This is a genomic window from Candidatus Tenderia electrophaga, from assembly GCA_001447805.1.
Classification (GTDB): Bacteria; Pseudomonadota; Gammaproteobacteria; order Tenderiales; family Tenderiaceae; genus Tenderia; species Tenderia electrophaga.
Genome location: CP013099.1, coordinates 2,955,667 through 2,974,731, shown reverse-complemented (window position 1 = coordinate 2,974,731; position 19,065 = coordinate 2,955,667). Strand labels below are relative to the sequence as shown.

17 protein-coding genes are annotated in these 19,065 nt (G+C 52.4%); 15 read left to right on the top strand and 2 right to left on the bottom strand.

The window, feature by feature from the left end; genetic code table 11:
- Nucleotides 1–165: 165 nt before the first annotated feature.
- The 7 genes from Tel_13625 (at nt 166) to Tel_13595 (ending at nt 8,114) form a co-directional block, all read left to right on the top strand.
- The gene (locus tag Tel_13625) at nt 166–984 is read left to right on the top strand and encodes an ABC transporter (GenBank protein ALP54088.1); all 819 of its coding nucleotides are present in this window, start codon (nt 166–168) and stop codon (nt 982–984) included.
- 81 nt (nt 985–1,065) lie between these two features.
- Nucleotides 1,066–2,361: a polysaccharide/polyol phosphate ABC transporter ATP-binding protein gene (locus Tel_13620; protein ALP54087.1), complete on the top strand. Its 1,296-nt coding sequence runs from the start codon at nt 1,066–1,068 to the stop codon at nt 2,359–2,361.
- Between the two features lie 16 nt (nt 2,362–2,377).
- Nucleotides 2,378–3,154, top strand: coding sequence for a hypothetical protein (locus tag Tel_13615; GenBank protein ALP54086.1), 777 nt, complete (start codon nt 2,378–2,380; stop codon nt 3,152–3,154).
- A gap of 724 nt (nt 3,155–3,878) precedes the next feature.
- Nucleotides 3,879–4,697, top strand: a complete 819-nt coding sequence (locus Tel_13610; protein ALP54085.1) for a hypothetical protein — start codon at nt 3,879–3,881, stop codon at nt 4,695–4,697.
- 312 nt (nt 4,698–5,009) lie between these two features.
- Nucleotides 5,010–5,753: a hypothetical protein gene (locus Tel_13605; protein ID ALP54084.1), complete on the top strand. Its 744-nt coding sequence runs from the start codon at nt 5,010–5,012 to the stop codon at nt 5,751–5,753.
- Nucleotides 5,754–5,797: 44 nt separating this feature from the next.
- On the top strand, nt 5,798–6,859 hold the full coding sequence (locus tag Tel_13600; protein ALP54083.1) for a hypothetical protein: 1,062 nt from the start codon (nt 5,798–5,800) through the stop codon (nt 6,857–6,859).
- A 43-nt stretch (nt 6,860–6,902) separates the two neighbouring features.
- Nucleotides 6,903–8,114 (top strand): hypothetical protein, encoded by a 1,212-nt coding sequence (locus tag Tel_13595; GenBank protein ALP54082.1) that lies wholly within the window; start codon nt 6,903–6,905, stop codon nt 8,112–8,114.
- Between the two features lie 52 nt (nt 8,115–8,166).
- On the opposite strand, the gene Tel_13590 is transcribed toward Tel_13595, so the two are convergent.
- Both Tel_13590 and Tel_13585 read right to left on the bottom strand, forming a co-directional pair.
- On the bottom strand, nt 8,167–9,054 hold the full coding sequence (locus tag Tel_13590) for a hypothetical protein (GenBank protein ALP54081.1): 888 nt from the start codon (nt 9,052–9,054) through the stop codon (nt 8,167–8,169).
- A 39-nt stretch (nt 9,055–9,093) separates the two neighbouring features.
- Complete coding sequence (locus Tel_13585; protein ID ALP54080.1) at nt 9,094–10,395, bottom strand: hypothetical protein; 1,302 nt, start codon at nt 10,393–10,395, stop codon at nt 9,094–9,096.
- A gap of 542 nt (nt 10,396–10,937) precedes the next feature.
- On the opposite strand from Tel_13585, the gene Tel_13580 reads away from it, so the two are divergent.
- From Tel_13580 to Tel_13545, 8 genes are all read left to right on the top strand, one after another.
- Nucleotides 10,938–12,011, top strand: coding sequence for a lipopolysaccharide biosynthesis protein (locus Tel_13580; GenBank protein ALP54079.1), 1,074 nt, complete (start codon nt 10,938–10,940; stop codon nt 12,009–12,011).
- A gap of 67 nt (nt 12,012–12,078) precedes the next feature.
- Nucleotides 12,079–13,047: a hypothetical protein gene (locus tag Tel_13575; GenBank protein ALP54078.1), complete on the top strand. Its 969-nt coding sequence runs from the start codon at nt 12,079–12,081 to the stop codon at nt 13,045–13,047.
- A 36-nt stretch (nt 13,048–13,083) separates the two neighbouring features.
- Entirely contained in the window at nt 13,084–14,376 is a 1,293-nt protein-coding gene (locus Tel_13570; GenBank protein ID ALP54077.1) for a hypothetical protein, read from the top strand.
- 23 nt (nt 14,377–14,399) lie between these two features.
- Nucleotides 14,400–15,155, top strand: coding sequence for a hypothetical protein (locus tag Tel_13565; GenBank protein ID ALP54076.1), 756 nt, complete (start codon nt 14,400–14,402; stop codon nt 15,153–15,155).
- A gap of 2 nt (nt 15,156–15,157) precedes the next feature.
- A complete protein-coding gene (locus tag Tel_13560; protein ALP54075.1) occupies nt 15,158–16,102 on the top strand; it encodes a hypothetical protein in 945 nt (314 codons plus the stop codon).
- Between the two features lie 59 nt (nt 16,103–16,161).
- Complete coding sequence (locus Tel_13555; GenBank protein ALP54074.1) at nt 16,162–17,148, top strand: glycosyl transferase family 2; 987 nt, start codon at nt 16,162–16,164, stop codon at nt 17,146–17,148.
- Between the two features lie 2 nt (nt 17,149–17,150).
- Nucleotides 17,151–18,095, top strand: coding sequence for a sulfotransferase (locus Tel_13550; GenBank protein ALP54073.1), 945 nt, complete (start codon nt 17,151–17,153; stop codon nt 18,093–18,095).
- A complete protein-coding gene (locus Tel_13545) occupies nt 18,088–18,990 on the top strand; it encodes a glycosyl transferase family 2 (protein ALP54072.1) in 903 nt (300 codons plus the stop codon). The genes Tel_13550 and Tel_13545 overlap by 8 nt, the downstream gene beginning before the upstream one ends.
- The last annotated feature ends 75 nt before the right edge of the window (nt 18,991–19,065 follow it).

Genomic DNA, 19,065 nt, shown 5'->3' with positions numbered 1-19,065 from the left:
CAGTCCGCCTGCGTGTTTACCTCGATAATACCCATCCCGACAAAGATGTTAAAATCCCGCCCTGCCGCTTGGAAGAAAACGGCTCATCAGCTAGTGCGCCCGGTAACATTTTGTTATTTAGGGCCGATACAGAATCATAAGAATATCGATGGACAAGCAAACATCATGCTGCGCGTTATAAACAATCTATACAGCTACCGCGAACTGCTGGCGGCGCTGACCTGGAAGACTATTACCGTACGATATAAGCAGGCCTATATGGGCATCGCCTGGGCCCTGCTCAAGCCCCTGATGCTGATGCTGATCTTTACGGTGGTAAAGAGCTTCGTAGGTATCGACAGCGGCGATATACCTTATCCAATCCTGGTGTTCGCCGCCCTGCTGCCGTGGATTTTTTTCCAGGAGGCGACGGCCGAAGGTGTCAACAGCGTGGTCGGAAATACCAATCTCATCAAAAAGATCTATTTCCCGCGAGAAATATTCCCCATTACCTCGGTGCTGACCAAATTGGTCGAACTGTGTATCAGTTTCCTGATCCTGGCCGGCATGATGGTGTATTACAAAATGGCGCCGACCATCCACGTGTTCTGGGTGCCGTTGATCATCCTCTATACCATTATCGTCTCCCTCACCGTTGCCTTTGCCGGGGCGGCCGCCAACGTCTATTACCGTGATGTAAGAACGGGCCTGCCCGTCGTGCTCTCCCTGCTGATGTATCTTTCGCCGGTCATTTATCCCCTGGCCCTGGTAAAGGAAAGGCTGCTGACTCAGCAGGCGGCGGGTGAATGGTCAGACATGCTCTATACGCTATATATGATGAACCCCCTGGCGGGCATCATCGACGCCTTCCAGAAGGCGATGTTGCAGGGTATGGCGCCGGATATCGGCGCCATCTGGCCCGGATTGATCACCATCCTGATCCTGTTGCCCCTCAGTTATATCTATTTCAAGCGGGCCGAAGCCCATTTTGCGGACGTGATCTGAACCATCCTTATGCTATGCAAAGCCGAATCACCCGTCCCGAAGGAGCGGCCTCAGCCGCGAAAAAAGTTAGGATAGTCACCAATGTCAGCAATTGAAGTCAATCACGTCAGCAAGGAATTCCGCCTGGGACAGCTCACCAGTTTCAAAGACAATCTGACAGGTCTGATGGCGAGGCTGAAGGGGCAGCCTGCGCCGCAACGCAAAGTATTCAAGGCACTGGACGACATCGACTTCAAGGTGGAACCGGGCGAAGTCGTCGGTATCATCGGGCAAAACGGCGCCGGCAAAAGTACGCTGCTTAAAATCCTGTCCAATGTTGTTCAGCCCACCAGCGGTTCGGTTAAAGTCAGCGGCAAGGTGGCGCCGCTGATCGAGGTGGGGGCGGGCCTGATTGGGGATCTCACCGGCCGTGAAAATATCTATCTCAACGGCAGCATCCTCGGCATCCCCCGTGCCGAGATCAAGAAGAAAGTCGACGAAATTGTCGCATTCGCCGAACTGGAAGAATTCATAGACACCCCGATAAAGCGCTACAGCTCGGGCATGAAGGTGCGGCTGGGTTTTTCCATCGCCACTAGTATCGAGGCGGAGATACTGATCGTTGATGAAGTACTGGCGGTGGGTGATCTGGCCTTTCAACGTAAGTGCTTTGATCGGATGGAGGATGTAATTAAGGGGCAGGGGAGGACTGTACTGCTTGTTAGTCACAATATCAGGCAGGTTGAAAGAATGTGTTCCCGCGTTGTTTTGCTTGATCATGGAAAAGTCTTGAAAGATGGAGACTCGGGCGAAGTTTGCACCCTATTTTATCAACGTAGTAATGACAAAATTCATTCCGATTCCACGCAGGAACATGGGTCGAGAAAAAGAATAAAAAGCTCGGGAGAAGTCGACGTTGAGAAAATAGTATTGCTAGATACTCACGGCGAAACCACTGAAGAGATTCATTCCGGCGAGCCATTGCGAATCCGGGTGGCATTTAGATTTAACCAGGCTGTGAAGAAGCCGGAAATCGTAATCGGAACGCATACAACTGACTTTGTATATCTTACCGCTAACTCAACGGCCATATTCGAAAACCGGCCGGATTTCCCCCAGGGATTATATGAGGTTGAATGCTGTATTCCATCTTACCCGATAGCGCCTGGGGTCTACTGTATCCGGATTGCAGTTTTTGATCAGTATCGGCGGGTAATATTTTCCGGTGAAACATTAAGAATGTTCTCGGTTCGACCAACGAGTGAAGAGTCTCGTCAGGCACCGATGAGGCTTGTTAATGTAGACGCCTCGTGGGAATTGCTAGGTAACCAATTTTTTTCTGTGCCCGCAACCTTGCCGGAGACATCAGCGATCCTGCCACGTAAAATTAAGGACTGAGCTAATGAAAGCGAAAATGGTATTTGCCGAGTGGCTCCTCAAACATCATGATAGCTGGGCGCGGTTTATTCCATCTTTCTATTTTCCTTATCGTGTTCCTGGAGGTGATATCTATCTGGATATCTCCGAATCCCAGATGATGCTTGCGCGGGCGATGGGGAGATATGAACCAGAAAAACACGCGGCATTTAAGCATTTTCTGCGGGAAAAAGACTGTTTTGTTGATGTGGGCGTAAATAAAGGGGATTTTACTTTATTAGCCGCAAAGCTCGTGGGCGAAGAAGGGCGGGTGTTGGCGTTTGAACCAGAGCCTAGCAATTGTCATTGGATTAACAAAAGCGCTCGTCGTAATGGCTACACTAACGTTATGCTTTTCGAAATGGCATTAAGCGATGAAAACGGTACTGCTGAACTACATCTTGGCAGTAAGAGTGGGTGGCATACTTTGATTCCTGGACAAAAGAACCGGGCAGAAGGTGTAATTACGGTGCAGACTCGTACCCTGGATAGCGTACTTGAAAAACAAGCTATGGAGACGCCTATTCGTGTCATGAAAATCGATGTGGAAGGAGCCGAGATGCTTGTTCTAAAAGGGGCGGAAAATACGCTACGAACTTATCCAGACTTGGTGTTGCTTCTCGATCTTCATCCCCATTTGGGTGCGGATAATCTAAAAATATGTGCCTTTCTGGAAAAGTGTGGATTTCAGTTGTATCAAGAGAAACCACCATTTGATATTCCCGTTACTGAACGTGCTGGGCTTCGTCAGTTAGTAGCTCGAAAGCAACAATAGCGTTAAGTTGCCTGGTTAAATATAAAAGAGTTATGTTTGTTCTCTTCCGGCTAAGAATTAAAGCGGATCTGTATTAGCCGCTCGTCCTGATATTATGAATACCACCCATACTGTTGATTTTGATCGCTCTGCCGGCAATGTTTCTCAGTGTCGATCTGCTTTTCATTCGCCTGCTTTTGTTGTTGGTAAGGAGCGCAGTGGTACGACGCTCGTCTCGGCAATTTTGAATCGTCATTCGGAAATATGTGTAACACCTGAAACGAATTTTCTATACAGACTCTTTAGATACCCAGGTGGGCCTGAGTGTTTTGAGCGTGAATGGCCGGATTCGTTATACAAAATTGTGGATAGTATGAAGCCCACGGCAGACTGGAATAAGCCGGCTCACCTGGTCTATGAGCGAGTTGGAGGACAGGTCGTTACCGGTAGAGAAGCTTTTATTGCATTAGGTGAAACAATCAGTGAGCACTATGGGAAGTCATTGTGGATTGAAAAGACACCTAATCATATTCTTTGTCTTCCATTCATTCGATTCCTTTTTCCAGAAGCACCAATAATCATTATTGTTAGGGATGGTAGAGATGTTGCGCATTCGTTGACAAAGGTTAGATTTGGAAGTTCAAATTTCTATGAAAACTTATGGCTGTGGAGGCAGGCAAATTCTGGCGGCCGCACATTTGCAGAAAATGACAATAATACGCTGGCGATTCGTTATGAGGATCTTGTGCAGAATCCAGGAACTATCGTTCGACAGATCTGCCTCTTTCTGGGAGTGCCGTTCGACGATCGTATGCTAGTTCCTGACGGTACAGAGAAGACGTTGCTTGATACGACCGGAAGTCATATGAATCAAGCCGCAATGTCTGTTGATAAATCTAAGGTGGCGGCTTGGCGGAATAATGTTTTACCCGATAAATTACGGGTGTCCGAGATGATTGCGCAAGATGAATTAAGAGCATGGGGGTATGACTTAATAACAACAAGCACGATTCCATCTCTTGTTTTGCGCACCTCGGAGCTGATGCTTGTATCTCGCCAACACCGAGATCTATATGACACTATCTTGCAAGCTATAGCTAATGGAAGTCACTCTGTGCGACTGGAGAACGTTGGCTCTCTTCTTGATCCGGTCTGTGGGTCGATGCCTGACCTGTGGGTTACTGAGGAAGTGCCTCTGCCGCATCCATCGTCTACGAGTAAAGTGACGTCAATAGTATTTATTATGCGAGTTGTCTTATTGTTGTTGAGATTAAAGTTTGCAAATGCCAAGCTGGTGTGGGTGTTTCAGCCGTTTCCTGAGCTATCTAGAAAATGGTGGCTACGCCGCATGGTCGAGAAGGTCATGGTGAAGATGTCCACAGTTACAGTTTTAAACTGTGAAAAAAGAATATCGTTGGCCGAGCTAAAGAAATATTACGGTTCCGGGATTGATAAATGTTTGCGCGCGGATGATCCGAATTTCACCCAGATGCTATTAAAACGTATTAGTTTGTGGTCGTCCTCTGCGTCGGATGTTGCACAACAAGACGCGGAACAGGAATAGAGATCTGCTATGGCGATTTACTATCTATGTCCTCATAGTGACAATCCAACCGGTGGTATCCGTGTTATCTATCGCCATGTAGATATTCTTAATAGCCATGGCATACCTGCCTACGTTCTGCACCAGAAAAATGGGTTCAGGTGTACTTGGTTTCCCAATAATACCCGGATAGCTTATACCCGCTTTCCGCTAAGATCTCTTGTTCTCCGGGCACGTAATAAGATCAGGAGGTGTGTCAAGGACGATGGCCTGACTGATATTCCCATTATCGGTGGTGCCTCGGCTGCGATCGGATGCAATGATATTCTGGTTATGACGGAGACCCAGGGCCCGGATTTGGCGGAGATTGGGCAGGGTATACCGAAAGTTATCCTTAACCAGAATGGTTTTCTTACCTTTAAGGGGTACTCATACTCAAAGAGCAATCTTAAGACGCCCTATCGTGATGAATCTGTTAGGGCGGTTCTTGTAAATTCAGAACACTGCGAAGAGTATGTGCACTACGCCTTTCCTGGCGCCAATGTCCAGCGCTTTTTTCTCTCGATAGATCCGGATATGTTTTTCTTTCAGAAGGAAAAGAAGAAGCAAATCTGTTTTTCCCGCATTAAGTCTCAGGCCGACGCAATGCAGGTTGTAAATATTCTAAAGTTTCGCGGCAAGCTCGAAGAATTCGAGGTGGTGCCTTTTATCAACAGGCCGCAGCAAGAAGTTGCGGCGCTGATGCGAGAATCTATGATCTTTCTTAGCTTTGGGTTCCGCGAGGGTTTTGGACTTCCGGCTGCCGAGGCTATGGCCTGTGGTTGCATCGTGATGGGTTATCACGGTTGGGGAGGGAAAGAGTTTTTCATGCCGGAGTTTTCTTTTCCCATTAATGATGGTGATATCATCGGCTATGCACGTCAGTTGGAACATATTATCGACGCCTGTAATCAGGATGAGGCGTATTTTTCCGCCGAGCGCCGCGCAGCATCCGAGTTTATTGCGTCGGAATATTCGCCGGCCAGAGAAGAGCAGGTGTTGGTCAGTGTTTGGGAGCGAATTCTTGCTGCTCTCTGATCCGCAACTCTTAGACATGCGTAATGTTGTGTTAAGGCTTTCGTATGTATGACGCCCCCGCCATTTATGTGAGGTTCCTGGATAAGCATATCCTGAGTGAGAGTGGGCGGCTTATTTTTTCGATTCTAAATGTGTTTGTCGTGAGCGGTTACAGAGTCATTCTATCCGACACGATCAGTATTGATCCGGATACAAGGATAGGGCAGTTAACGCTATCTCTCGGCCGACTCGAGGTGTCGGATGCTATTCCAGGCAATAGTCAGGACTTTGTGTATTTGTTTGATCGCGAAGATAAGCAGTGTGCCGGTAAAAAATGGAAGCGCAAGATTCAGCTGGGATATGATATTTTCTCGTCGTATTGGTTAACGAAAAAACCGATTTTGATGCCTTACCCGATGCACCCGGTCCATTGGGGGCATCATGGAAAAGATATGTATGGTGTTTTACGGTGTTTGCGGAAGAGTCAAAAGCGGCTCAGGCTGTTTTTCTCCGGTGACACCAATGGGTATAACCGACCAAAGGTTAAATATCCTGATGTCAAGCTGTCGCGACCGGAGATAATCGAGATCCTGCTTCAGCGGCTGCCGGACGACTCATTGATCCTCGATGATGAAACGACGCTGTCAGCCGCCTTTGCTGGTGATTATCTCAACAAGTTCGTGGTACTCGACACCACCAGGCTGTGGGTGGATGACGCGCTCTGGCTTGATCGTCTTTCCCGGGCGGATTTCTTTCTTTCGCCGCCGGGGATATGTATGCCCATGTGTCATAACGTGATCGAGGCGATGGCGCTGGGTGTGATTCCGGTTATCAATTATCCCGAGTGGTTCTCGCCCGGGCTTGAGCACATGAAGAATTGTATCGCTTTCGGCGATGCGGACGACCTCGCCAGGAAGGTGCGGCACGTGCTTGGCATGGGAGAGAGGCAAATCGCCGAGCTGCGTAATAATGTTATTTCATATTACCAGGAGCATCTTCGACCGGAGACGTTTGTTCGTCGTATAGAGCAAGCGCCCGGCGGCACAGTGCAGGTGCTGATGGTTACGGAAAAATACGTCAATAAAAATTCATCGAAGTTGGGTAAACGTTCAATTCTCATGCGTTAGGGTCGATATATGTAAAAGAAGTAGGCTTTAACGGTGTTATGAAATGCGAATTAATCCCGTCGAGATTTGTGAAAACGGCGATATTGTGGTTGTCTCCTCGCTTATTGAGCATGCCGGCAAGAAAGAACGCCTGTGGTATTCGGTCGATAAAAGATATAAAGAATATTTGACCACCGAGAAGCTTGATTCCTTCCTGGTCGGTCTGATCTATCTGGCGATGCAGGCCAGAGAGGATGTGGTCGTCAAAGGCGCTGTTTCAGAAAAATTATTCTATAATCTAACCCAGTATTATATTCCTATCCTCAGACGGACAGATCCGTCTCTAAACGAAGTCAGCATAGTCCCGGATTCATTCGATAAAGGTGCATACAGTTGTGCCGGAGCCGTCGTCACCGGGTTCTCCGCCGGTATTGATTCGTTTTGCGCTGTTTATGACCATTTGATTGCGGCAGACGTGCCGGACGGATTCAAAATTACTCACTTCGCCTTCAATAATGTCGGGTCACATGGTTTGGGGAACGATGCGGAGCATGCGCGGCGGCTATTCAATTTAAGATATGATTTGATCAAAGGGTTTCCGAATGTCATGGATATACCCTTCATTAAGATTGATTCAAATATTAATGAAATATTTACATCCAGTTTTCAGAAGACTCATGTGCCGAGAAACGTATCGGCCGTCCTGTTGCTGCAAAAATTATTTTCCAAGTATTACTACGCATCGGCGTACAGGTATCAGGATGCCTTTGTTGGAAACACCAATAGTATGGCGTATGCCGACGCCATGGCTGTTCACTTGTTGTCCACCGAGACATTGGATTGCATCTCTACCGGCGGGCAGTATTCTCGTGTAGAGAAAACCGGCCGTGTGGCAATGATCGAGGGAGTCAGTAAATGGCTGAATGTATGTGTGGGCAGCAAGGATGGAATGAACTGTTCGGCATGTTGGAAGTGTACCCGGACGCTGTTTACCTTGGAGTTGCTGGGCGAGCTTGACAAGTTTGCGAATGTATTTGATTTGAATAAATGGTATGAAGTCCGCGAAGCCTATATTGTAAAGACGCTGTTGGGTAAAAGCGATGATCCATTTATTAGAGAAATAAGGGAGTATGCCGAAAAAATAGGCTATTCGCCGTCCTTGTCGCAGAAGTTGTCCGCCAAAATGGTCAACAATATTCCCGCGCCCCTATCTAGCGGCAAGTCGACATTCATTAACAAATATGTTCCCTATCGACTCAGGAAGCTGTTCGCATAGAATATGCGGCTCTCGGGTATATAAGAAGGCCGGTCAAGATATATTATTGCCGTTACCTATGCATAATTGTGGATAATACCGCCTTGAACACTCTGTGGATACGAAGAATGATAAGACGGTGCCTTAGTGTGCTGAATGCGCGTTCCAGCTCCATTATTTTTTGATCCGTAACTCGAGGGTCGACCGTTACTGCCTGGTCCAACAACATGCCGAGGTCTGGGGTCGCCCCTAAGGATATTCTCCGCCTTTCAATGCCGAGAGATCCGTGATAGTCGAGGTATTTGAATTCTCCGCCTTCCTGTCGATCATCGAAATTTATCCATACGGCGGGAATGTTGTACGAATCCGCGACTACTAATCCGTGTAGTGAGGACGATAAGATGGTCTCGCACTGTGCGATCTCCCTGACGACCGCCTCGGGCTTTTGCAATACATCAATCAGCTTTATAGCCGGGTGATTATTCAGAAAGCTAAGCAGCTGGGGATCGTCTTGGTCGCGAAAATGCGGGACTATACCGATTTGGTGTTGTGTACTGAATGAGCCGAATATTCGTTTCGCGAGGATACCTGGGTCGCATAGCGGTATATCGTCTTTTTTGAAATAAGAATTTGTTTTCGGACCACGTAAGGCGATAGTATTCTTGGGGTTAATAGTGATATGTTGCGGGGGTTTGATATAGCCGGAGCCGGCAACGATGCCGTCGTGGCCTTTTGCATACCTATGCAGAATGGAGCCAATGGCGAAGACTTCGGCTTTTCCCGGTGCGCAGGGGACGGGCTGAAAGCCGTAATATCTAATTAGATCAACATTGAGCTGGTCGCCGAAGTTTTGATCATTGGCGCCACGCCAATAAAATATAAGAACGTCTTTTGAAAAGATGTGCTTAATATCAAAAATGGCATGTTGTAATTTTGAAGTTATGCGGTTCAGAATCTGCACTAGTAAATTGGTAGGGTCAATCAGGTATTTGTTATACCGTTAGATGTTAATCATTAGTGTTTCTTTGTTGTATTTGGGTTCCTGCTCGGTCTCGGGAATTTTAATCCTTTTTCCACTTCCATTTAGAATGGCGTTAGCGGCGGCGATTTCCCATTCTCTGAATTGCCCCCGTATGTACGGTTGTTGTGTATCGCCTTCCGCCGCTTTGCATAGCGTTAGGGGCGCGTTACCCTGAGTTGTTTCAGCGGTTGCTGAGGATGCGTCGCTGCGGGAATCTCCATGGCCCAATTGTAGCGCCTCATCGGCCCCTGACTGTTTATAGCTGACGCTCCCGTTTTTCGTGTAATAGACAGTATCGGTCGCCGGGAAGTAGACGACCCCCATCCTCACATTGCCGTTTTCGACCAGGGCGATATTGATGCTGAAGCCATTATCACCCCGGAGCAGCAGGTCCTTCCCTTTGAAGGTGTCGATCAGCCAGGCATGACTCCATTGCTTTCGGTCTGAGTAGGGCGTGTCCTTGGTTTTTTCGGACAATACGGGTATTGAGGCGTCGATGGACTTGAGGTTGTCCACGATTGTTTGATAGGTGGTGTCCAGGATGTTGGGTAGCCTGGCGCGGCGCCGTGCGATGACGGTGTTGCGGGCCTTGTCGCCGAGGCGGCCCAGCATGCCTTTGGGTGCTGAGCCGCTTGAATGTTTCAGTGAGTCGGCGGTAGGGATATTCGCGCCCGCCTTTCTGGCGATGTCGGCGACATCTTCCGCCTTGATCCACTGGATTTTGGTGACATTTGTGACGGGGATCGGTGCGTCGGGAATCGGCTTGTGGAGAAAGCGACACAGTGGTTCCCAGTCATCGCCGTCACAAAGGTCCAGAATCAGCAGGTCATCGGGGCGGTCCTTGAAATAGTCTTTTACCCCCTCCACGAATCTGTCATAGCCTGCGGAAAATTTTTCCTCGTCAAACCAGGCGCTGCCATACATATCGATGAACAGCTCGTTGATGGCGTCGTGACGCGCCTTGGCATGGCGTTGAGTGAACTGCTTTCTGCAGGATTTTAGCCAGGGCCCTTTTTCCCGGATGGTGAGAATAAATTTGGCATTGGGGTATCGGGCGTCGAGTTCACGATAGAGGCTGGGGATGGGGGTATCGGTGAAGGCGTCGTGGGCCTCAATTTCGGCCTCGTCGACACAGCTCAGGTCGCCGGGGATATACCGGCTAACGCCGAGATTGTCCCGGACCGTATAGCCGAGTTGCCTTAATGCGGCCGCCAGGCTAGTGGTGCCGGTTTTGGACAGGCCGATGCAAAATATCTTTTCCGCGTGTGATTGTGTGGTCACGGTATTCTAATCCTGGGGGTTGTGGTTGGTAGCTTGTGGGCATGGCCTGGGTTGATGGGAGATCCGTTATATTTTTCATATAAAACAATCATGTACGCCGTTCTTCCGGGCGTCATCGTATGCGCTCGGGGTACAGTTTTGAACAGCGCCGCCGCTAACCAAATCAGTCACTTATCAGGCTGTTGAAAAATGCCCTACCCCAGAGGGAGAAGGGACTGAAAATCATTTTTCAACGGTCTGTTATTACATATTGTGGTTTAGGCCCTATTTTACGGGGTGATTTTGAATGTTCAAACGGTGCCGGGGTTTTTTTTGCTATGGTCGCCTTCCGGAAGGGGCAGGGGTTCCATGTCGGGGCAATCCCGGGCCGGGCGCGGCAACTTTTCCACATAGTAACAAGAGATTAAGATAAAATAGCGCTATTTTTCACTGCATGGACTCGGCTGCTTGATTGGTGGTTTGAACCTGCGCCCAGAGGTAGACCGGCAGCGCATCAAGCGATGGCCGGCGTGGCCCTCAGATAGAAGCAAAAAGTAGTTAATATGAATAAAAAAGCTCGTGCCATCGCCTTCCATTTGCCCCAGTTTCACCCAACTCCAGAGAATGATGAGTGGTGGGGGAAGGGGTTTACCGAATGGACCAATACGGCCAAAGCCAAGCCGTTGTTTCGTGGGCATTATCAGCCTCATGTGCCGGCGGATCTGGGTTTCTATGATTTGCGCCTGCCGGAAGCCCGCGCCGCCCAGGCCGAGCTGGCCCGGGAGTACGGTGTGGAGGGATTCTGCTATTACCATTACTGGTTCGGCGGGCGGCGTATCTTGGAGCGCCCGGTCAACGAGATATTGAGTTCCGGCGCGCCTGATTTTCCCTTTTGCCTGTGCTGGGCCAATCATAGCTGGAACAGCATCTGGCAAGGCTGTCCGGACAAGATCCTGATCGAGCAGACCTATCCCGGTATGGAGGACCATGCCGCCCATTTCGATTTTCTGTTGAAGGCGTTTACCGACCCACGCTACATCACGGTGGACGGCAAGCCGCTGTTCCTTGTGTACAAGCCTGACCATATCCCCGACATAACGCGGGTGACCGATTACTGGCGGGAACGGGCGCATCAGGCGGGGTTGAAGGGGCTGCATCTGGTTGGCGTGGCCCACTTTGATCCCAGCTGGGATCCGCGCGAGCGCGGCTTCGATGCCTGCATGATGCAGAAGCTGCCACCCCGTGACGGTCGGGTTCCCATCCGGTATTGGGATGCCAAGCTTAAGGTGTTGCTGGGGCGTGGGCGGCACCAACTGTCTGTGTACAGTTATGAGGAAATGCTTTCGTTTCTGTTGCGCAAAATTAAGCCGGATTTCGTGGATTATCCCTGTGTGTTACCAAACTGGGACAACACGCCGCGGGCCGCAATGAATGGGCTCGTCTTCCACGGCTCCACCCCGGGGTTGTTTCGGCGTCATCTGCAAGATGCGATGTCCAAGGTGGCTGACCACGAACCAGAGCATAAGATCCTGTTTATCAAGGCCTGGAATGAATGGGCGGAGGGGAACCATCTCGAGCCTGATCTACGTTGGGGGCGGGCTTACCTTGAGGTTCTTGATAAGGAGCTTCAGGGGTAGCAGTGCTATGCCGGGGGCATCCCAGATTCTGGCGGACTAAAGATATCCTCTTAGATTAAGGGTAGTCATGAATATGGAAGAGCAATCAGTTCGGAAGCCGCAAGTTGCGGGGCGTATTTCCGTCATCATGCCGTGCTATAACGCCGAGCGGCACCTGCGCGAGTCCATCGACTGTGTACTGAATCAAAGTTATCCGGATGTGGAGTTGGTCGTTGTCGATGACGGCTCCACCGACGGGTCCAGGGAAATACTCGCCGAGTACGGCGACAGAATCGTATTCGTGGAGCAGGAGAATCAGGGTCCTTATCCTGCGCGCAACAACGGCATGACCCGGGCCAGCGGCGAGTTTGTCGCGTTTCTGGACGCGGATGATTACTGGGCGGCGGACTGCCTGGAAAAATTACATGCCGGTCTCGTAGGATCGGATGCCGCGTTGGCGTATTGTGGTTGGCAGAATGTAGGGCTGGCGGAAAAAAGCGGCGAGCCATATATTCCCCCGGTTTATAGCCCCGAGAACAAGGCGGAGATGTTTCTGCGCTCGGCGTCCCCCTGGCCCATTCATGCCGCGTTGGTACGGCGTGATGTGATGATCGAGGTGGGCGGCTTCGACCTCAACTGGTCGACCTGTATGGATTATGATCTCTGGCTGCGTATTGCGGTGGCCAGGCCCATCGTCCTGGTCGAGGAGGTATTGGCGTTTTACCGTCATCACGGCGTGGGGCAGATTACGTCCAATGAGTGGCGCCAGGCGCGCAATGTGCGGGATGTGAAGAAAAAATTTGTTGCCAACCATCCCGAGCTGGTGGTGCATTTGTCGGCCGGGCGATTGCGTGAATTGATCGACGGCGCCCTGCTCAAGCGAGCTTATAACGCATACTGGCGACGTGACCTGGTTTCCGCCCAGAAAATTTTTCGTATGGTGTTTCCCATGCGATGTTGGCAGCTCAAAGATCTGCGCTATATCCTGCCGGCGTTGCTGTTACCTGAGGCTTTATATCCAAGGTTTATCGCTGCGCTTGACAGGCGGGGAGGCTGACATGGCGTGGGTGCGGCGCAATTACAAGGGTGCTTCATGAGTCTGGCCGGCAAGCTGAGATCCTTTGTATTTGAACAGAAATGCGTCCCGTGGCGTGTTCAGCACGAGTTCGAGTGTTGGATGGAGCTGCGCGCGCTTGAACGGTTCCCCGCCTTTTATCGCTTGATACGCTTTGGTCGCGGCCGGGAGATCGTTCGCCCCGTCACTACCGGGCCGAAACATCACTTTTTCGGTTATTACGAAAAGACACCCTGGAATCTTTCCGGCCGACTGCTCCTGGCGCATGAAGTGGACTTCAACGATCGCCCGCCCGCCGCCGACGATAGGGTCACGATCGGTGTTGTTCATGTCGATGACGATAATCGCTTCGAAGCCTTATCGGAAGGTCATGCTTGGAACTGGCAGCAGGGGGCGATGACGCAATGGCATCCGGCCGATCCGGAGCGGCTGTTCATTCACAATGACCGCCGCGACGGTCGTTTGGTGGCCGTGGTAAGGCATGTCAACGGCGACGAGGTAAAGACATACGAGCGCCCCGTCTATGCCGTAGCACCGGATGGCAAGCAGGCCTTGAGTCTGAATTTTGCGCGGCTGCAACGCCACCGCCCCGGCTACGGTTATGCCGGTGTCACCGATCCATGGGCGGATGAGCCGCACCCGGTTGATGACGGGATCCACCTGATGGACCTGGAGGGGGGGACGTCACGCCTGATCATCTCCCTGGAGCAACTCGCGACCCTGAATCCCAAAGAGGGGATGCAAGGCGCCCACCACTGGATCAATCACATTCAATTCAGTCGTGGCGGCCGACGTTTCGCCTTTTTTCATATCTGGCGTGTGGGTGAGGCCGGCTGGTCAGTTCGCTTCTATACCGCGAAGCCAGATGGTTCTGAGCTGCGCTGTCTGCTGGATACCGGCATGGTTTCGCATTACGATTGGCTGGATGACCGTCGCATCATGATCTGGGCGCGCCACCCGGACGGCCGCGACCGCTTTCTTTTTCTTGATGACGGGGACGGCTCGATTTCGGTAGTCGGTGAATCGGTGCTCACTGAAGACGGTCACTGCACCTTTTCACCGGACGGCAAATGGGTGCTGAATGATACCTATCCCGATGTTTACCAGTTGCGTACCTTGATGTTGTTTGACCCGGATCGGGGTAAACGCACTGACCTTGCCAGACTCCGCTCGCCCAAGGATAAATGGTGGGGTGAGATCCGTTGTGATCTGCATCCGCGCTGGAGTCGTGACGGGAGCAAAGTCTGTATTGATTCCGTTCACTCCGGTGAGCGTCAGATGTATGTTGTCGATCTCAAGGGAGTGGTTTAAACCGTATGCGCGCCACAATTCTCATGTATCACATCCTCGATACGGGCTGTTCCGGGCAGGAGGCCAAGTATTGTTGTTTGCCCGAGCGTTTCGCCGAGCAGATGGCCTGGCTCAGCGAGCGCTGCCAACCGGTCTCGCTCGACCGGATTCTGGAGGCGCAAACCGGAAAAATACCGCTCCCGCCCAATGCCGTGGCGGTGAGTTTTGACGACGGCTTTGCCAGTACCTTCGAGCACGCCATGCCGGTGCTGGAAAAATATCGGATTCCCGCGACCATGTATATTGTGGCCAACCGGATTGGTGGTGACAATGACTGGATGCACAGCCGTGGCATGCCAAAAAGACGCTTGATGGATGCCGGTCAGATTCGCGAAATGGACGCTGCCGGTATTGAAATCGGCAGTCACACCCTCAACCACGTGCGTCTGCCCGAGACCGGCGACGAGCAGATGCGGCGCGAGATCGGCGACAGCAAGACGTCGCTTGAAGAGCTGCTGGCAAAGCCGGTGCGTCATTTCGCCTATCCATACGGGCTTTACAATCAGGCGACCCGGGACACGGTCGAGCGGGCCGGTTACGCCAGTGCCTGTTCCACCCGCTCCGGCTTCAATAATGCGACCACGGATCGATTTTTATTGCGCCGGATAGAGGTGTTTGGCAGCGACAGGCTCAAACATTTCCGGCAAAAGCTGAAGTTCGGTACCAATGACGCCGCCTGGTATCTGCCGCTGCAATATTACTCCGGCAGGGTGTTGAGTCGTTTGGGGCGGAGGGGATAGGCATGGATTTTACAGTCATTATTTGCACTTACAATCGCAGTGGCAATCTGCCCGTCTGCCTTGACCACCTGGCCCGCCAGGAGGGCGTGGAAGGCCTGGATTGGGAGGTGTTGGTCGTGGATAACAACTCCAGTGATGATACCCGCCAGGTCGTGGAGCGTTTGGCTGAGACGCTGCCGATTCGTATACGCTATAGCTTCGAAGCCGAGCAAGGTCTCAACAACGCCCGCAATCACGGCGTGAATGATTCGGGCGGCAAATATTTTTGTTATGTGGACGATGATATTCTGGTGAAGTCCGACTGGCTTGCCGCGCTCTATGAGGCGCTGGAGCAGAATGATGCCGATGCGGTCGGCGGACGTATCCATCTGGATCCCGACATCAAGCTTCCACCGTGGGTGACACCCGAGGTATGGGGATTCCTCGGCTATCAGGATTATGGCGAGGAACCGTTCAGGATGGACGGCGTGGTCCAATATCCTTACGGCGGCAACATGTCATTCAACCGCCGAGTGGTGGATAAGATCGGGCTTTTTAACCCCAAGGTTGGACGCAAGGGGCAAGGGCGCAAACGCGGCGAATTGTTTAAAGGGGCGGAAACCGATTATTTTCATCGTCTAGCCGCTACCGATGATGCGCGTATCTTTTACCAGCCAAAGGCAATCGTTTACCACCAGATATTGCCGCACCAGCTTGAACGCAAATATTTTCTCACCATTCATTACAATGCCGGTTTTCAGAAGGCCTATTACGATGAAAAGCAGTTTGGGCGACGGCTGTTCGCCGTGCCGTTGTTTTTATATCCCCAATTCGCCCGTGCGGGCGGTAAATATCTGTGGCAGCTCGCTACCAGAGGACCACACCGCGCCTTTCGCCAGTTAATGACGGTAGGGCATTTTCTCGGCACCATGAAGGGGTACCGTAAAGCTTACCAAGAAGCGCGATGAAATGACTTCTTCAGTAAAACCGATTTTGATTTGCTTTGTTTGACCTTGATGCTTCGGTAATGATCAACGGTCCAAACTCACTCACGATTCTAATCTGCACGCATAATCGTGTTGACCTGTTGTTGCGCACTTTGGAGTTTTTGAATTCAGCACAGCGACCCAAAGGGTGGCAGGTGGGCGTCCTGGTGGCGGCCAACGCCTGCAGCGACGAGACTGTCATCCGGCTTGAAAATTTTAAACAGATAAAACCGGATGCCTTGGCCCTGGACTGGTTCGAGGAGCCCACCCCCGGTAAATCCCACGCCCTGAACAGCGCTATTCCACGGATTCGATCGGATCTGGTGGCCTTTGTTGATGATGACCACCGGGTGGACAGTGCGTACCTGGTAAATCTTTGCCGCGCCGCGGAAGCATATCCCGATGCGGACCTGTTTTGCGGCCGTATCCTGCCCGACTGGGACGGCTCTGAGCCCGCCTGGGTGCACGACAAAGGCCCGTACCGAATCTACCCGCTGCCTGTCCCCCGCTTCGACCAGGGTGATACGCCCAAGCCGCTCGCGCTCGACAGTGCCATTCCGGGGGGCGGTAATTTGTTCTTGCGGCGCGAGTGGTGCGAGCGCGTCGGCGGGTTTTCCACCGAGTTCGGCCCGGTCGGTCATAACCTGGGCGGGGCGGAGGATTTGGAATGGGTCCGCCGTGCCTTGCATCTGGGGGCGCGACTGCAGTATGTGCCCGATGTCGTGCAATATCATTATGTCGATGGCGAGCGTCTCGCGCTCGCCTATCTCATTAAAAAGGCCTATATCCGCTCGGCGTCCAATGTACGCCTGTCTGAGGACAACAGCACCTCGGGGGGGCGCGTGCCCGCGTTCATGTACCGCAAGGTCGCCGGTTATCTGTTGTGGGTGCTGACAGCGATCAAGGCGCAGCATCGTCGCTTTTATTTGGTGCGTCTGGCGGCGGCCATGGGCGAATGCCGCGGTTATCACCTGCGTCACAAGGACAGGCTGCAGGCTCACTCGCTGACGGGTTCGGGGAAACATTGAGCATGGCGAAGTTGCGCAACATTCACAAACTGCTGGACCCGGAGATCCGGGCCAAGAACCTGCGTCAGGCCAGGTACACGGTGCGCGGTTGGTGGTGGCGGCTGACACGGCCCGCCATGCCCGATCCCGTATTTGTGGTGGGCTGTTCCCGTTCCGGTACCACCGTTACGTATGAGACCATCGCCGCCGCACCCCAGTTGCGTTCTCTGGGCTATGAGATTCCCAGCTTTTGGAACGGTCTTTGGGGTCCGCACTTGAACGGTTGGCATTCCGAGGCGGCTTACGCCGACGATGCTAAGCCGGGCCATCGCGATGCCGCGCTGTGCTATTTCTATCAGCGTCTGGGACGGGGCAGGGTGTTGGACAAGACCTGTATCAATGTCATGCGTCTGCCTTATCTGTATAAGCTGTTTCCCCGGGCGACGTTCATCTACATCCATCGCGACGGCCGGGACAATATCAGCTCCATGATGGACGGCTGGCGCCACGACGGTCATTTTCGTCTGTCCCAGTTTCTTGGACCCTGCCCCGAAACCGTGGCGATAAACGACGCTGAGTTTAGCGACTGGTCATTCTTTCTACCGCCCGGATGGCGCGACTACAATCGTGCTTCCTTGGAGGAGGTCTGCGCCTATCAGTGGCAGACCGCCAACCGCATGGCCCTGGAGGCCAAACAGTTCATTCCGTCGGCGCAGTGGATACAGCTGCGTTACGAGGATATTTTCGAGCGGCCGGTGGAGATGTTCCGGCCCGTCTTTGAGCGTCTGGGTATCCCCTTTGATGAAAGCCTGGAGACGCGTTGCGCCAACCTCAGCCGCCGGCCCACCAGTATCGTCAAGGGTACGCCTAAACGGCAAAAGTGGAAGGCGCATAATCCGGAGGCCATCGAGCGTATTCTGCCAACGATCCAACCGTTAATGACCGAGTTGGGGTATGCCGATGACTGATAATAACCCGGTCGTTAGTATTGTCATGCCGGCCTATAACGTGGCCTGGTGTGTCGCTCGCGCCATCGACAGTGTGCTCGCCCAAAGCCTGCGTGGATTCGAGCTCATCGTCGTCAACGACGGCAGCACGGATGATACCCGGCAGGTGCTCCAGCGCTACGGCGACACGATAAAGGTGATCGAACAGGACAATGCCGGCATGTCTGCAGCGCGTAACGCGGGTATCCGTGCCGCGCGCGGGGAGTACGTGGCGTTTCTTGACGCCGACGACTGGTGGCTGCCGAACAAGCTCGCCCGGCAGGTCGAGTTGATGCAGGCGCGCCCCGAGGTCGGCTTTTGTTCCACGGCCGCACGGGTCGAAAATCCGCAGGGCGAATTCGTCAACGACTGGCATTGCCCGCCGCTGGATACGGTGAATGTGTTGGAGACGCTTTTCAGCGAAAACGCGGCCATTGCCGGCGGCTGCTCGGCGGTCATGGCACGCAAGGCCTTGTTCGAGCAGGTGGGGCTGTTCGATGAACGTCTGCGCGGTTTCGAAGACCCCGATCTTTGGATCAGGCTGGCCGCCGTGTCCGGTTATGCCTGCATTGCCGAGCCGCTGGTGGTGATCCTGCGGCGCGAACAGAGTGTCAGCCGCAATCTGGCGGCCATGCGCGAATCGGCCTTGCAGTCGATCAAAAAGAACCGCGTCCTGCTGTCGCCGGAGCGGCAGGGGAGTTTTTGGCGCTCCAGCCTGGCGGGCGTCTATGCCGATTACGCCAAAGGGGCCTACCGGGCGGGTCAGCGCAGTACGGCGCTGGCAGACGTCTTGCGTGCCTTTGCTTTGTCGCCCTTGGGGCGCGGCAGGCTTTGTCTGGGACTGGCCAGAGACATGCTGCTGGGGCGTCGCTTATGAAAAAGCGTTTCACCCACGCGCCGTTTCTCAAACATGTTGGAATCGACATGATAGGGGTGATGACTGACACAACAT

Bases quoted from the DNA above. Each gene is read 5' to 3' on its own strand.
- Tel_13595 (ALP54082.1), top strand. From the start codon at position 6,903: ATGCGAATTAATCCCGTCGAGATTTGTGAAAACGGCGATATTGTGGTT.
- Tel_13615 (ALP54086.1), top strand. From the start codon at position 2,378: ATGGTATTTGCCGAGTGGCTCCTCAAACATCATGATAGCTGGGCGCGG.
- Tel_13570 (ALP54077.1), top strand. From the start codon at position 13,084: ATGAGTCTGGCCGGCAAGCTGAGATCCTTTGTATTTGAACAGAAATGC.
- Tel_13605 (ALP54084.1), top strand. From the start codon at position 5,010: ATGACGGAGACCCAGGGCCCGGATTTGGCGGAGATTGGGCAGGGTATA.
- Tel_13620 (ALP54087.1), top strand. From the start codon at position 1,066: ATGTCAGCAATTGAAGTCAATCACGTCAGCAAGGAATTCCGCCTGGGA.
- Tel_13625 (ALP54088.1), top strand. From the start codon at position 166: ATGCTGCGCGTTATAAACAATCTATACAGCTACCGCGAACTGCTGGCG.
- Tel_13545 (ALP54072.1), top strand. From the start codon at position 18,088: ATGACTGATAATAACCCGGTCGTTAGTATTGTCATGCCGGCCTATAAC.
- Tel_13555 (ALP54074.1), top strand. From the start codon at position 16,162: ATGATCAACGGTCCAAACTCACTCACGATTCTAATCTGCACGCATAAT.
- Tel_13560 (ALP54075.1), top strand. From the start codon at position 15,158: ATGGATTTTACAGTCATTATTTGCACTTACAATCGCAGTGGCAATCTG.
- Tel_13565 (ALP54076.1), top strand. From the start codon at position 14,400: ATGTATCACATCCTCGATACGGGCTGTTCCGGGCAGGAGGCCAAGTAT.
- Tel_13550 (ALP54073.1), top strand. From the start codon at position 17,151: ATGGCGAAGTTGCGCAACATTCACAAACTGCTGGACCCGGAGATCCGG.
- Tel_13600 (ALP54083.1), top strand. From the start codon at position 5,798: ATGTATGACGCCCCCGCCATTTATGTGAGGTTCCTGGATAAGCATATC.
- Tel_13575 (ALP54078.1), top strand. From the start codon at position 12,079: ATGAATATGGAAGAGCAATCAGTTCGGAAGCCGCAAGTTGCGGGGCGT.
- Tel_13580 (ALP54079.1), top strand. From the start codon at position 10,938: ATGAATAAAAAAGCTCGTGCCATCGCCTTCCATTTGCCCCAGTTTCAC.